The organism is Pseudomonas poae RE*1-1-14, from assembly GCF_000336465.1.
GTDB classification, from domain to species: Bacteria; Pseudomonadota; Gammaproteobacteria; order Pseudomonadales; family Pseudomonadaceae; genus Aquipseudomonas; species Aquipseudomonas poae.
The window spans coordinates 642,143-655,649 of record NC_020209.1 but is presented as its reverse complement, the minus strand read 5'-3'; the positions used below and the strand labels follow the sequence as shown (position 1 = coordinate 655,649).

The window sequence follows — 13,507 nt, the reverse complement described above, 5'->3', positions numbered from 1 at the left end:
CGTAAAAATAGGGTTGGAGGCCGACCAAACGGCCAAAGGCTGATCAAGATACACAGCAGGCCCTAACCACACAAGCCGCCGAAAGTCGCAGTCAATTGCGCTGCGCATGCGCTGCAGGCCGGGGGTGCCTGAGTACGCCCCGAGCGCCTGAACAACGACCGCCCTGTTTTGGGCGGTCGCCGCTGTTTAACTGCAAGCCTTTGAGAACACGCAAAAAACCCTAGCCGGTGTTGCGCAAACCGGCGGCAATACCGGCCACTGACACCAGCAGCGCCTGTTCCAGAGGGCTGTCCTGGGCCGCTTCCTGCGCCCGCGAACGGGCGAGCAGTTCGGCCTGCAACAGATGCAAGGGGTCCAGGTAGGTATTGCGCAGGCGAATGAACTCCAGGGTGTCCGGGCTATGGGCCAGCAGTTGCGACTGCCCTGTCAGGCCCAGCACCACCGCGCAGGCCTGCGACAATAGGTCGCGCAAATGCTCGCCCAGGGGCAACAGTTCCGACTGCACAAGGCGCTCGTCGTACAAGCGGGCGATATCGGCATCGGCCTTGGCCAGCACCATCTCCAGCATATCGATGCGGGTGCGGAAGAACGGCCACTGCTCGCGCATCTGCCCCAGCAGATCACCCTCACCACGCGCCAACGCCTTGCTCAACGCGTCTTCCCAGCCCAGCCAGGCAGGCAGCATCAGGCGCGTCTGGGTCCAGCCGAAAATCCACGGAATCGCGCGCAGACTCTCGATGCCGCCGGCACGGCGCTTGGCCGGGCGGCTGCCCAGGGGCAAGCGACCGAGTTCCTGCTCCGGGGTGGACTGGCGGAAGTACTCGACGAACTGCGGATTTTCCCGCACCACCGCGCGGTAAGCGCTGACGCCGTCGGCCGCCAATTCATCCATCAAATGGCGCCAGGCCGGTTCGGGCGGCGGCGGCGGCAACAGCGTCGCTTCCAGCACGGCGGCCAGATACAGGTTGAGGTTCTGCTCGGCGATATCCGGCAGGCCGAACTTGAAGCGGATCATCTCGCCCTGCTCGGTGGTGCGGAAACGCCCCGCCACCGAACCGGGTGGCTGCGACAGGATCGCCGCGTGAGCCGGGCCGCCGCCACGCCCCACGGTGCCACCGCGACCGTGGAACAACAGCAGTTCCACCTGTTGCTCGCGGCAGATATCCACCAGGCGTTCTTGCGCCCGGTATTGCGCCCAGGCGGCGGCGGTGGTGCCGGCGTCCTTGGCCGAATCCGAATAGCCGATCATCACTTCCTGCGGGCCGTACAGGCGCGCGCGATAGCCCGGCAAGAGCAACAGTTGCTCGATCACAGGACCTGCGTTATCCAGGTCGGCCAGGGTTTCGAACAGCGGCACAACGCGCATCGGCCGCTGCACGCCCGACTCTTTAAGCAGCAATTGCACCGCCAGCACATCCGACGCCGCGCCGGCCATGGAGATGACATACGAGCCGAGCGAAGCCTCAGGCGCGGCGGCAATTTCCTTACAGGTATTGAGCACTTCGGCGGTATCGGCCGAGGGCTTGAAATAGGCCGGCAGCAGCGGTCGACGATTGGCCAGCTCCTGCATCAGGAAGCGAATGCGCGCGTCTTCGTCCCATTCTTCATAGCGACCCAGGCCGAGGTAATCGGTGATCTCGCTCATGGCCGCGCAGTGGCGGGTGGAGTCCTGGCGCACATCCAGCCGCACCAGGAAGAGGCCGAAGGTCACCGCGCGGCGCAGGCAGTCGAGCAGCGGACCGTCAGCGATCACTCCCATGCCGCACTCATGCAGCGACTGGTAGCACAGCTGCAGCGGCTCCAGCAGGTCACGGTTGTCCTGTAACACTTCGGCAGACGCCGGGGTGCTGCTGCTGAGCGCGGAATGCGCCCACTGGCGCGTGGCGCGCAGGCGCTCACGCAACTGCTTGAGCACGGCACGATAAGGCTCAACGCTGTCGCCGACCTTGGCCTGCAATGCGGCGCTGGCCTTTTGCATCGACAGCTCGGCCGCCAATTGATCGACATCGCGCAGGTACAAATCAGCCGCCATCCAGCGCGCCAGCAGCAGGACCTCGCGGGTGACCGGTGCCGTTACGTTGGGGTTGCCATCACGGTCGCCACCCATCCACGAGGCAAAACGAATCGGCGCCGCCTCCAGGGGCAGGTGCAGGCCGGTGGCGGCATGCAGGGCCTGGTCGGCCTTGCGCAGGTAATTGGGAATGGCGTGCCACAGCGAATGCTCAATCACCGCAAAGCCCCATTTGGCCTCGTCCACCGGCGTGGGCCGGGTGCGGCGGATTTCTTCGGTGTGCCAGGCCTCGGCAATCAGGCGTTGCAGGCGCTCGCGGATCTGCTCGCGCTCGGCAGTGGTGAGGTCGCGGTGATCCTGCAGCGCCAGTTGCGCGGCAATCGCATCGTATTTCTGGATCAGGGTACGCCGGGCCACTTCGGTGGGGTGAGCGGTGAGGACCAGCTCAATCTCCAGGCGCCCGAGTTGGCGGGCCAGGGATTCATCGCTATGGCCTTCGGCCTGCAGACGCGCCAGCAGCTCAGGCAACACGCGAGACTCGAACGGCGCGGGTTGCGACTCGTCGCGCCGGTGAATCAGCTGGTACTGCTCGGCGATATTGGCCAGGTTGAGGAACTGGTTGAAGGCCCGGGCCACGGGTAGCAGCTCGTCTTCCTGCAACTGATTCAGCCGGCTACTCAGCTCATCGCCGGCGCCACGCCGGTCAGCCTTGGCGCCTTTGCGGATCTGCTCGATCTTGTCGAGAAAGGCATCGCCGTACTGCTCTCGAATGGTATTACCCAACAATTCACCCAGCAGGTGAACATCCTCACGCAAGCGTGCATCGATATCACTCATCAGCCACTCTCCAGCCAGAATTTGCGGGACGCGCAGGTTTTGCAGAGTGCCGCTCGCGCCGGTTTCTGACAAGACACTTTAAACCTTGGCGCTCGCCGCGAGTCTCAAGCCATGAGTCGCCGGGTTTACTCACGCCGTCGGCTGGACGCCCATCACCGCCTGCAAACACAGGCTTTATTGAGGTAGCCATGAAAATTCGAGATCTGGCCCAGCATTGGGAAGAAACCGCCACAGGCCGATTGACCAAGACCGAGTATGCGATTCACCTGGACGTGGAGGCTGCGGCAAGACTCTCGGCCATCGCTGAAATGTACCCCAAGCGCCAAACCGAGGAATTGCTCGGCGAATTGATCGGCGCAGCCCTCGAAGAACTGGAAGCGAGCTTTCCCTACGTCAAGGGCCAGCACGTGGTTGCCACTGACGAGGAAGGCGACCCGTTGTACGAAGACGTCGGCCCCACGCCACGCTTTCTCGAGCTGTCGCGTCGTTTTCTGCATGATCTATCCGCCGACGGCGATCAATCGAAGCCCTCCTGAATTGGAAGAAAACCCTGGTATTCCGGGCCTCAAGCAGGCCCTGAGTACCACTGCGCGCCGTCAAAGTTCCAAGTTTTCAGGGTTGACCATTCAGTCAGATATTTTTTTAGGCAAATCGCCATCTCCGCTGAACTTTTAAAAAAAGCCTCCGGTCACAACCAGTAAGCCATCACTTGGAACGGTCGTTTTAAAGGGCATGTCGATTTTTCACCGCAGGCCCCTACCGCTGAACCAGTGAACCGGATTTTGATATTTTTCAGGAGTTATCCAATGGAGTTGAAGACCATGAAGACCAGCACTGCCAAATCCTCGTTTAACCCTCTGCGCGGGCTGAAGTTGGCCGCGCTGGCAATCGGCACCAGCTTCGTTCTGGCGGGCTGCGCCGGCAACCCTCCGACCGAGCAGTACGCGGTGACCCAATCTGCGGTGAACAGCGCTGTCAGCGCCGGCGGCACCGAGTTTGCGGCCGTGGAAATGAAAGCGGCCCAAGACAAGCTCAAAGAAGCTGAAATCGCCATGCACGACAAGAACTACGACAAGGCGCGTCAGTTGGCTGAGCAAGCCGAATGGGATGCCCGCGTCGCCGAGCGTAAGGCTCAGGCTGCCAAAGCTGAACAGGCTGTGAAGGATTCCCAGAAGGCGGTTGACGATCTGCGCCGAGAAGGCATGCGCCCGGCTGTTATCCAGCAGAAGTAAGCCATTGCTACTCACTGCATTGCACCTGTTATCGAATTGAAAGGACGACACGATTATGCGTAAACAAATGATGATCCCTGCCCTGCTGGCGATGAGCGTTGCTCTGGCGGCCTGCTCCACCCCGCCGAACGCGAACCTGGAAAACGCACGGACCAACTTCACGGCCCTGCAAACCAATCCGCAAGCGACCAAGCTGGCCGCGCTTGAAACCAAAGACGCCAGCGAATGGCTGGACAAGGCTGACAAGGCGTACCGCGACAAGGAAGACGAGAAGAAAGTCGACCAGCTGGCCTACCTGACCAACCAGCGTGTTGAAGTGGCCAAAGACACCATTTCCCTGCGTGAATCCGAAGCCAAGCTGAAAAACGCTGGCGACGACCGTGCCCGTGCTCTGCTGGATGCGCGTGATGCACAGATCAAGCAGTTGCAGGACAGCCTGAATGCCAAGCAAACCGACCGTGGCACGCTGGTGACCTTCGGTGACGTGCTGTTCGCCACCAACAAGTCCGACCTGAAATCCACCGGCCTGGTCAACATCACCAAGCTGGCGCAGTTCCTGCGCGACAACCCGGACCGTAAAGTCATCGTCGAAGGCTACACCGACAGCACCGGTTCGGACTCGTACAACCAGAGCCTGTCCGAGCGCCGCGCGGCTTCCGTACAGCGTGCACTGGCTCAGCAAGGCGTGGACATCTCGCGCATCGTGACCCAGGGTTACGGCAAGGAATACCCGGTTGCCGATAACGGCAGCGCATCGGGCCGCGCCATGAACCGTCGTGTTGAAGTGACCATCTCCAACGACAACCAGCCGGTCAAGCCACGTTCTTCCATGGCTAACTGATCGACTGACGCTGCAAAAAAACCCACCTTTCGGTGGGTTTTTTTATTGATCAGACTTCGATCTTACGACCGTTGTCGCTCTCCGGCATCATCGCCTCCATGCCTTGGCGACCGGCCATCATTTTATCGAGCATCTCCTGGTCCATCTGGCCGCCTTCAGCGCCTCCAGAGCCACCGCCCTGCGCACCGCCCATTGCCTTGGACAGTATCTCCATGAGCATTTTCATTGGGTCCTGTTTCGCCTGGCCACCTTGCGCACCACCCTGACCCAGCTTTTCTGCGCCCTGGGCCAGTTCCATCATCTTGGCGATCGCGCCAATTCCGTCCATTCCACCAATCATGTTCACGCTCCCAGAATCGATATACGTAAGTTGTCTGCCAGCAACACTGACACGTCACTCAGTGGCGTCTTACGCAATACCGTTCCAGATATTTCTGGAATCGGGCAATTTAGGTGAAGAGCACTTACTCGCGCATTGTCGGTGTTTCCTGGCCCATGCAACGAACAGCCTGCTTTTTGTTGTTCACCAATACGCCACTCAAGCCTTTGTGCTCAGTATCAAACATCACCAGCACACCCTCGACGCACTGCGCCACCTGGGCAGCCGGCGTCAGTGACACCTTATAGTCCTCGCCGGGTACGGTCTTGAGCAGCGTGAAGTCACTGAGCAGTAACGCGTCCTCGGGCTTGGCGAAGTGCAGGTAGCCGTAATACCACAGGCAGCCGACCGTACCGATGATGGTGCCGATGCCCGTGAGAATCAGCGGGATCAGGTTGCGTTCCTCGCTCATTGCGGCGTCTCTGACGAATCGACTTGAGGGACAGGGTAGTTCGGAATTTCACCCAGCCGGCGCAGGCCATTGAAGTGCTGCGGGTCGTCCAGATAACGCAGCATCACGGTTTGCCAGGTCTTGTCGGCAAAGGTCTGCACATGCCCCCCACGGGTCAATTGCAACACCCTGGGCGCCGGAGCCGCCTGATACAGGCGGATACCATTGGCTACCGGCACAATCGGGTCGTCCAGGCTGTGAAACAGCAGTTTGGGCACGCCGGTAAGCCCAGGCATGGCCGTGATCGCACTGTCAGCATCCGGCACCAGCCAGGACAACGGCACCTGAAGCGGCCAGGTTAACCAGGACGTGCTCAGGGCGAATTGCCCTACGTCACGGTAACTGGCGGGCACGCCGTCCAACACAAGGGCCTTGAGTTGAGACTGGCGCTGCGGATGCGCGGCCAGGTAGTGCACCGCCAGCGCACCGCCGAGGCTCTGACCGAGGACGATCAGTGGCCGTCCCTGAACCTCGGGAGCCTGGTCGAGCCAGTTGAAGGCGGCATCCACATCCTGATAGACCGCCGGTAACGAGGGCTTGCCCTGCGACAGCCCGTATCCACGGTAGTCCAGCAGCAGCACCTGATAACCCTGCTCGGGCAGCCACCAACTGCCCCCCAGGTGCCAGGCCAGGTTGCCGCCGTTGCCATGCAGATGCAGCACCGTGCCCTTGAGCGGCACACCCGCCTTGGCCGGCAGCCACCAGGCGTGCAGCTTCACGCCGTCGGCGGTGGTAAGGGTGACATCGCGGTACCGCAGATGGGCTTTTTCCGGCGTGAACGGCAGGCCGGGTTCGGGGTAGAACAGCAGAGAACTGCAGCCGCTCAAGGTGAGCAGCAGGCACAGGATGCCGAGGATTCTCATCCGTTGAAACCTCTTGATTTGGCTGAAATTTATCGATTTCTTCAGGGTTCGGTCACAGGATATTGGAGTAATCCGCTTCGATCCGGTCCAGGCTCAGGTGGTTAAGAAAGTTGGAAAAGCACATCCACGCCGCCAGGGCGTTCATGTCACGAAATTGCTCGGGCAGGTACTTGGGTGGCACCACCAGGCCTTCGTCCACCAGTTGGCGCAGGGTGCGCATGTCTTCCAGGGTGGTCTTGCCGCAGAACAGCAGCGGCACCTGCTCCAGCTTGCCCTTGCGCACGGCGAGCTGGATGTAGTTGTAGACCATGATGAAGCCCTTGAGGTAGGACAGGTCCTTGGTGAACGGCAGGCCGTTCGGCACTGAGCCACGGAACACCCGGCTGGCGTTGCCATAGCTGTCGGCGATCTCGAAGCCTTGCTCGCGGAAGAACTCGAACACCTGCAAAAAGTCCGCGCCCTCCTCCACCATGTGGATGGCACGGGTGCGGTTGGTCAGTTTGCGCAAGCGACTGGGGTAGGAGGCGAACGTGATGATCTCCATCAGGATCGCCAGGCCTTCCTGGGTCACGGTGGACGACGGCGGGCCCTTGGACAGGAAGGTGCAGATCGGCTGGTTCTGGCCATTGAGGGTCGTGCCCACGTGCACCAGGCCTTCGTGTACTTCCAGGGCGCGTACATCACGCTCGTTGAACATCGCGTCGGCGCGGATCTTGATGTAGTCGGCGCCCGCTGCGGCGTCGGCGACGATGCCATCGGACTCGAACACGCGAATGGTCTCTTCGGCCTCGCCAAACACTTTGTTCAAGCGGGTTTGCAGCAGGGCCACCGCGTCCTTGGCGGTGAGGGTCTTGGCTTCGTCCTTGAGGTCGCCGCGCCCGTCGATATTGTTCAGGTAGTCGGAGAGCATCAGGCCCAGATCGGCCAGGGTGGGGTCGCCGGCGTGGAAGGCATCGGAGGCGGCACCGTAGAGCTCCTGGGAGATCAAGCCGAAGTCCTCGGTGCCGCGCGCTTCCAGCATGCGCACCACCATGCGGTATTCGCGGCACATGCGACGCATGATCTGCCCCACCGGGCTGAACTGGCCGAGGCGGCGAGTGATGTCGCGTTCGATGTTCTGGAACTCCAGCTTGACCGCGCTGGAATCGAACGCCAATGGCCGGTTCAGGTAATAGTCGCGGTTAACAGCGGGCATCTCCTTGCCCTGGGCCTTGAGAAATCCCTGGCGAATGTTCTCGTCCCACTTCACGGCATCGAGCACGCGAATCGGTGTTTGCGCCAGCACAATGCGATCGGACAACGTGCGTATCGTCTGCTGGTAATCGTCCACCCGGTGCTTCCTCTTTAAACGTTATTTGCCCGCGCGCCGGTAGCGCACGGCTTGCACGAATACATCGGCGTTGGCCGGGTCATCCAGGTAGGCAAACACCTGGTCAATGGGGCTGTCGATCAGCACGCCGTCACCCTCGACGGTTTGCACGGCAGTGCCTTGCAGCGTCTTTTGTTCCATCGCCTGATGGATCTGCTCAAGGTCGAGGTTGTAGACCACCAATTCGTGCTTTTCGTTGAACTCGAAGCCGGCCAGGATGAAATGCCCGCCCAGCTTGGCCGGCAGCGGCGCCGACAAGTACCAGCGATTGCCATGGCGCGACACGCTGAACAGGTATTCATCACGCTGCCCCGGCTTGGCCGAAGGATAGCTCACGGCTTTGTAACGCTGTTCACCGGCGCGGGTAATCTGCAGGTTCAGCGGCTCACCCCAGGCATTCTTGCTCACCCATTTGCCCAGCAGCTCGTTGGGCGCCGTCTCGCGCGTGGGCAGCGGGCTTTTGAAGGTCACCAGGCAACCGCTGAGCAGCAGGAACGACAAGGCAATTACCGCGACACGCCAGGCTTTCATTGCGTACTCCATCAAGGGTGGGAGTTGGCTTGCCTGCGACAGCATCACCGCAGTTTGCCTGAATGACGCGGGACTCTGCATCGCAGGCAAGCCAGCGCCCACATAAAGCGGATCGCACATGGGCATGGCTACACCGAGGCCAGCACCAAATGCATGTAACGCTTTAGTATCTCAAGCATCTCGTCACCGGTCAGCGGCTCTGCGCCGCCCAACAGGCCCTGATATTCCATCCGACTGATAATCGCCGTCAACACCTTGGCATCCTGCTGCGGCTCGCGGGAGCCTAATACCTGGAAAAACTGCCCGGTGCCTTGCAACAGGATCTGCTGGTGGGAACGCACCAGCTCGGCCAGCCGCGGGTTTAACAGCGCTTCCTGGCGAAACGCCTGCTCGGCCATCAAATAGTCGCGCCGGTTGCTCAGTTGGCGCTGCACATAGTCCGCCGTCAGCCGCGCAATGTCATCGGCCAGTTGCGAGCGTGATGCCGGGCTGCCGTCACCATAGGCGACCATCTCGCGCAGCAGTCCTTCGTTGCGCACCCACAGCTTGCCCATGAACGCGGCGCTGCGTTCGACGTATTGGGCGAAGGTGTCGGTGAGCAGGTCATCGATGTCCTTGAAATAGTAGGTGGTGGCTGACAGCGGCACGCCCGCCTCCGCTGCCACGGCGCGATGGCGCACGGCCCGCACGCCTTCACGCACGACGATGCGCATGGCCGCATCGAGAATCTCCTGCCGGCGCTGTTCGCTGCCTCGACGACTGGCCTTGCGGCCCTGGTACTGGACACTTTCAGCCACGGCAGCAGCAATGCCGGCGGCGCCTTCTTGAGCCATTACACGGTTCACCACACACATCCTTGGATTTGATTAAAACCTGGCGCTGTTTGCTTGACGCTTATAAACGCCACATAAAAAAGCCGCCTTATAAAAGGCGGCTCAGGATTTCACTTCGGTCAGGCTTGCGGCCGCATGTGAGGGAACAGGATCACATCGCGGATCGACGGCGAGTTGGTCAACAGCATCACCAGACGGTCGATGCCGATACCTTCACCGGCGGTGGGCGGCATACCGTATTCCAGGGCACGCACGAAGTCGGCGTCGTAGTGCATGGCCTCGTCGTCACCAGCGTCCTTGTCGGCCACCTGGGCCATGAAGCGCTCGGCCTGGTCTTCCGCGTCGTTAAGCTCGGAGTAGGCGTTGGCGATTTCGCGGCCGCCGATGAACAGCTCGAAACGGTCGGTCACGTTCGGGTTGTCATCATTGCGACGGGCCAGCGGCGACACTTCGAACGGGTACTGCGTAATGAAGTGCGGCTGCTCCAGCTTGTGCTCCACCAGCTCTTCGAAAATCATCACCTGCAGCTTGCCCAGGCCTTCGAACCCCAGCACCTTGGCGCCGGCTTTTTTGGCGATGGCGCGAGCCTTGTCGATGTCGTTGAGGTCGGCGGCGGTCAGCTCGGGGTTGTACTTGAGGATCGAGTCGAACACCGACAGGCGCACGAACGGCTCGCCGAAGTGGAACAGCTTGTCGCCGTACGGCACGTCGGTGCTGCCCAGTACCAGCTGCGCCAGCTCGCGGAACAGTTCTTCGGTGAGGTCCATGTTGTCTTCGTAGTCGGCGTAGGCCTGGTAGAACTCCAACATGGTGAATTCAGGGTTGTGACGGGTCGAGACGCCTTCGTTACGGAAGTTGCGGTTGATCTCGAACACTTTCTCAAAGCCACCGACCACCAGACGCTTGAGGTACAGCTCAGGCGCGATGCGCAGGAACATCGGCAGGTCCAGCGCGTTGTGGTGCGTCTCGAACGGCTTGGCTGCGGCGCCCCCGGGAATGGTCTGCAGCATCGGGGTTTCGACTTCGAGGAAGTCACGCTTGGCAAGGAAACTGCGGATGTGGGCGATCACCTGCGAGCGCACGCGGAAGGTCTGGCGCACATCTTCGTTGACGATCAGGTCAACGTAGCGCTGGCGATAACGCTGCTCGGTGTCGGTGAGGCCGTGGTGCTTGTCCGGCAGCGGGCGCAGGGATTTGGTCAGCAGACGCACGCTGGTCATTTCGACGTACAGGTCGCCCTTGCCGGAACGGGCCAGGGTGCCTTCGGCGGCAATGATGTCGCCCATGTCCCAGGTTTTTACCGAAGCCAGGGTTTCTTCAGGCAGGGTCTTGCGGTTGACGTAGACCTGGATACGCCCGGTCATGTCCTGGATCACCATGAACGAGCCACGGTTGAGCATGATGCGACCTGCCACCTTGACCGGGATCGCAGCCTCTGCCAGCTCTTCCTTGGTCTTGTCCACGTACTGCTTCTGCAGGGCATCGCAGTAGTCGTCGCGGCGGAAGTCGTTGGGGAAGGCATTGCCCTTGGCGCGCTCGGCAGCAAGCTTTTCCTTGCGCAGGGCGATCAGGGAGTTTTCTTCCTGTTGCAGGGCTTGCGGGTCGAGTTCTTGGTCGCTCATGTCTTTAAAATTTCCATCACAGGTTCGTTGCCCCGAGGCCTGCGGCCTGGGGATCGCGGGGCAAGGACCAGGCGTCCTCCCCGCTCCCACACAGGGTGTTACAGGCCGGATTTCAGGCTGGCTTCCAGGTATTCGTCGATATCACCGTCGAGCACCTTGTCGCAGTCGCTGCGTTCGATATTGGTGCGCAGATCCTTGATCCGCGACGCGTCGAGCACATAGGAGCGGATCTGATGACCCCAGCCGATATCCGACTTGGTGTCTTCCAGCGCCTGGGAAGCGGCGTTGCGCTTCTGCATTTCCTGCTCGTACAACCTGGCCCGCAGCATTTTCATGGCGGTGTCCTTGTTGGCGTGCTGGGAACGCTCGTTCTGGCAGCTGACCACGGTGTTGGTCGGTACGTGGGTGATCCGTACGGCCGAGTCGGTGGTGTTTACGTGCTGACCACCGGCACCGGAGGAACGGTAGGTATCGATGCGCAGGTCGGCCGGGTTGATCTCGATTTCCACCTTGTCATCGATCTCCGGCGAGACGAACACCGCCGAGAACGAGGTATGACGGCGGTTGCCAGAGTCGAACGGGCTCTTGCGCACCAGACGGTGCACGCCGATCTCGGTGCGCAACCAGCCAAAGGCGTATTCACCCTTGATGTGCACGGTGGCGCCCTTGATACCGGCAACTTCACCGGCGGACAGCTCCATGATGGTCGCGTCGAAACCGCGCTTGTCGGCCCAACGCAGGTACATGCGCAGCAGGATGTTGGCCCAGTCCTGGGCCTCGGTGCCACCGGAGCCGGCCTGGATGTCCAGGTAGGCGTTGTTCGGGTCCATTTCATGGCTGAACATGCGGCGAAATTCAAGCTTGGCGAGGTTTTCCTCGAGACGGGCCAGCTCGGCGACGACATCGCCCACTGCGCCTTCGTCGTCTTCCTCGACGGCCATGTCCAGCAGGTCACGGCAATCGCCCAGGCCGGTGTTCAGTTCGTCGAGGGTGTCGACGATCTGCGCCAGCGCCGAGCGCTCGCGGCCCAGCTCCTGGGCGTATTCAGGTTTGTTCCAGACACTCGGATCTTCAAGCTCGCGATTGACCTCGGTCAGACGCTCATGCTTTTGATCGTAGTCAAAGATACCCCCGAATAGTTTCGGAGCGCTCGGACAGGTCCTTGATGGTGTTAAGGATCGGGTTGATTTCCATGGCGGGCAGCACTCGTTGGCGAACTTTTGAAAGCCGGCGAGTATAACGGCAAACGGGGGTGAACGGCAGCCCGCTTGGCGAAAAGGCAGGGTTCCATTAAGCGCACGCAATGCTCAAAGCGACGAAGATCAAATGTGGGAGCTGGCTTGCCTGCGAAGACGGTAGTTCAGCAAGCATTGATACTGACTGACCCACCGCCTTCGCGGGCAAGCCCGCTCCCACAAGGGATCTGCGCTTAACTGACTGGCATTAGAGCAAGTTCCCTCCCACACTTTGATTTGCGGCGCACTCAGATCATTCGATCCCCACCTGATTACGCCCATTATGCTTGGCCATGTACAACCCCTTGTCCGCCGCCATGATCAACTGCCGGCAATCGGTGCCTTGCACCGGTGTGAGGGTGGACAGGCCGATGCTGATGGTCAGGCTCGAGCCTTCAGTGGGCGCGATGTGCGGAATTTTCAATGCGGCGACAGCCATGCGCAGCTTTTCAGCCACCAGCCGTGCGCCGCCCGGCGAAGTGTTCGGCAGCACCAGGGCGAACTCTTCACCGCCGTAGCGCGCCGGCAGGTCCGAAGGACGGCTGCTGGCATCGCGGATGGTGGCGGCGACCTTGCGCAGGGCCTCGTCACCCTCGACATGGCCGAAGCTGTCGTTGTAGGTCTTGAAGAAATCCACGTCGATCATCAGTAACGACAGTTGGGTCTGATCGCGCATGGCGCGGCGCCACTCCAGCTCCAGGTATTCGTCGAAATGCCGGCGATTGGACAACCCGGTGAGGCCGTCGGAGTTCATCAGGCGTTGCAGCACCAGGTTGGTGTCCAGCAGCTGTTGCTGACTGACGCGCAACGCGCGATAGGCAGCATCGCGCTGCAACAGGGTCATGTAGGAACGTGAGTGATAGCGAATACGCGCGACCAGCTCAATGTTATCCGGCAGCTTGACCAGGTAATCGTTGGCCCCTGCGGCAAACGCGGCGCTCTTGATCAACGGGTCTTCCTTGGTGGAAAGCACGATGATCGGGATGTTCGCCGTGGCCGGGTGGTTGCGGTATTCGCGCACCAGGGTCAAACCGTCCAGGCCCGGCATCACCAGGTCCTGCAAAATCACCGTCGGCTTGATGCGGATCGCCTGGGCAATCGCCTCGTGCGGGTCGGCGCAGAAATGGAAGTCGATGTTCTCTTCATGGGCCAGACCGCGGCGCACGGCTTCGCCAATCATGGCCTGGTCGTCGACCAGCAACACCATGGCGGCGTTTTCGTCGGTCTTGATGTCGTCGATCTGTAATTCATTCATATGCAGTTACCTGAATTACCACCTGCAGGCCGGTGTTGACTGGGGCAT

13 protein-coding genes are annotated in these 13,507 nt (G+C 61.0%); 3 read left to right on the top strand and 10 right to left on the bottom strand.

Annotated features, from left to right (window positions below):
• Positions 1–220: 220 nt before the first annotated feature.
• Positions 221–2,848, bottom strand: coding sequence for a phosphoenolpyruvate carboxylase (gene ppc / locus H045_RS02990; RefSeq protein WP_015371390.1), 2,628 nt, complete (start codon positions 2,846–2,848; stop codon positions 221–223).
• A 188-nt stretch (positions 2,849–3,036) separates the two neighbouring features.
• On the opposite strand from ppc, the gene H045_RS02985 reads away from it, so the two are divergent.
• From H045_RS02985 to lptF, 3 genes are all read left to right on the top strand, one after another.
• Entirely contained in the window at positions 3,037–3,384 is a 348-nt protein-coding gene (locus H045_RS02985) for a hypothetical protein (protein WP_003231297.1), read from the top strand.
• Positions 3,385–3,654: 270 nt separating this feature from the next.
• The gene (locus H045_RS02980) at positions 3,655–4,080 is read left to right on the top strand and encodes a DUF4398 domain-containing protein (protein ID WP_003231300.1); all 426 of its coding nucleotides are present in this window, start codon (positions 3,655–3,657) and stop codon (positions 4,078–4,080) included.
• A 55-nt stretch (positions 4,081–4,135) separates the two neighbouring features.
• The gene (gene lptF, locus H045_RS02975) at positions 4,136–4,921 is read left to right on the top strand and encodes a lipotoxin F family OmpA-related lipoprotein LptF (RefSeq protein ID WP_003231302.1); all 786 of its coding nucleotides are present in this window, start codon (positions 4,136–4,138) and stop codon (positions 4,919–4,921) included.
• Positions 4,922–4,970: 49 nt separating this feature from the next.
• Here lptF and H045_RS02970 read toward each other — a convergent pair whose 3' ends face one another.
• The 9 genes from H045_RS02970 to H045_RS02925 all read right to left on the bottom strand — a co-directional run bounded on the left by H045_RS02970 (position 4,971) and on the right by H045_RS02925 (position 13,459).
• Positions 4,971–5,261, bottom strand: a complete 291-nt coding sequence (locus H045_RS02970) for a hypothetical protein (protein ID WP_015371389.1) — start codon at positions 5,259–5,261, stop codon at positions 4,971–4,973.
• A gap of 124 nt (positions 5,262–5,385) precedes the next feature.
• Positions 5,386–5,712 (bottom strand): PA3694 family proteiin, encoded by a 327-nt coding sequence (locus tag H045_RS02965; RefSeq protein WP_015371388.1) that lies wholly within the window; start codon positions 5,710–5,712, stop codon positions 5,386–5,388.
• Entirely contained in the window at positions 5,709–6,614 is a 906-nt protein-coding gene (locus H045_RS02960) for an alpha/beta hydrolase (RefSeq protein WP_015371387.1), read from the bottom strand. The genes H045_RS02965 and H045_RS02960 overlap by 4 nt, the downstream gene beginning before the upstream one ends.
• 52 nt (positions 6,615–6,666) lie before the next feature.
• Positions 6,667–7,944 (bottom strand): flavohemoglobin expression-modulating QEGLA motif protein, encoded by a 1,278-nt coding sequence (locus H045_RS02955; RefSeq protein ID WP_015371386.1) that lies wholly within the window; start codon positions 7,942–7,944, stop codon positions 6,667–6,669.
• Between the two features lie 21 nt (positions 7,945–7,965).
• Positions 7,966–8,514, bottom strand: coding sequence for a lipoprotein (locus H045_RS02950; RefSeq protein ID WP_015371385.1), 549 nt, complete (start codon positions 8,512–8,514; stop codon positions 7,966–7,968).
• 128 nt (positions 8,515–8,642) lie between these two features.
• Positions 8,643–9,359, bottom strand: coding sequence for a TetR/AcrR family transcriptional regulator (locus H045_RS02945; RefSeq protein ID WP_080627506.1), 717 nt, complete (start codon positions 9,357–9,359; stop codon positions 8,643–8,645).
• Positions 9,360–9,466: 107 nt separating this feature from the next.
• Positions 9,467–10,969: a lysine--tRNA ligase gene (gene lysS / locus H045_RS02940; protein WP_015371384.1), complete on the bottom strand. Its 1,503-nt coding sequence runs from the start codon at positions 10,967–10,969 to the stop codon at positions 9,467–9,469.
• A gap of 98 nt (positions 10,970–11,067) precedes the next feature.
• Positions 11,068–12,163 (bottom strand): peptide chain release factor 2 gene (gene prfB, locus H045_RS24135; protein WP_122457926.1). Its coding sequence is split into 2 segments (ribosomal slippage): positions 11,068–12,090 and positions 12,092–12,163, totalling 1,095 coding nucleotides; the frame shifts between segments, so codons are not numbered across the junction.
• A gap of 294 nt (positions 12,164–12,457) precedes the next feature.
• Positions 12,458–13,459 (bottom strand): diguanylate cyclase, encoded by a 1,002-nt coding sequence (locus H045_RS02925; RefSeq protein ID WP_003231316.1) that lies wholly within the window; start codon positions 13,457–13,459, stop codon positions 12,458–12,460.
• Positions 13,460–13,507 lie beyond the last annotated feature (48 nt).

Excerpts from the sequence above, each read along its gene's own strand:
- H045_RS02925 (WP_003231316.1), bottom strand. The coding sequence starts at position 13,459 with ATGAATGAATTACAGATCGACGACATCAAGACCGACGAAAACGCCGCC.
- H045_RS02985 (WP_003231297.1), top strand. The coding sequence starts at position 3,037 with ATGAAAATTCGAGATCTGGCCCAGCATTGGGAAGAAACCGCCACAGGC.
- H045_RS02965 (WP_015371388.1), bottom strand. The coding sequence starts at position 5,712 with ATGAGCGAGGAACGCAACCTGATCCCGCTGATTCTCACGGGCATCGGC.
- H045_RS02980 (WP_003231300.1), top strand. The coding sequence starts at position 3,655 with ATGGAGTTGAAGACCATGAAGACCAGCACTGCCAAATCCTCGTTTAAC.
- H045_RS02950 (WP_015371385.1), bottom strand. The coding sequence starts at position 8,514 with ATGAAAGCCTGGCGTGTCGCGGTAATTGCCTTGTCGTTCCTGCTGCTC.
- lptF (WP_003231302.1), top strand. The coding sequence starts at position 4,136 with ATGCGTAAACAAATGATGATCCCTGCCCTGCTGGCGATGAGCGTTGCT.
- ppc (WP_015371390.1), bottom strand. The coding sequence starts at position 2,848 with ATGAGTGATATCGATGCACGCTTGCGTGAGGATGTTCACCTGCTGGGT.
- lysS (WP_015371384.1), bottom strand. The coding sequence starts at position 10,969 with ATGAGCGACCAAGAACTCGACCCGCAAGCCCTGCAACAGGAAGAAAAC.
- H045_RS02970 (WP_015371389.1), bottom strand. The coding sequence starts at position 5,261 with ATGATTGGTGGAATGGACGGAATTGGCGCGATCGCCAAGATGATGGAA.
- H045_RS02960 (WP_015371387.1), bottom strand. The coding sequence starts at position 6,614 with ATGAGAATCCTCGGCATCCTGTGCCTGCTGCTCACCTTGAGCGGCTGC.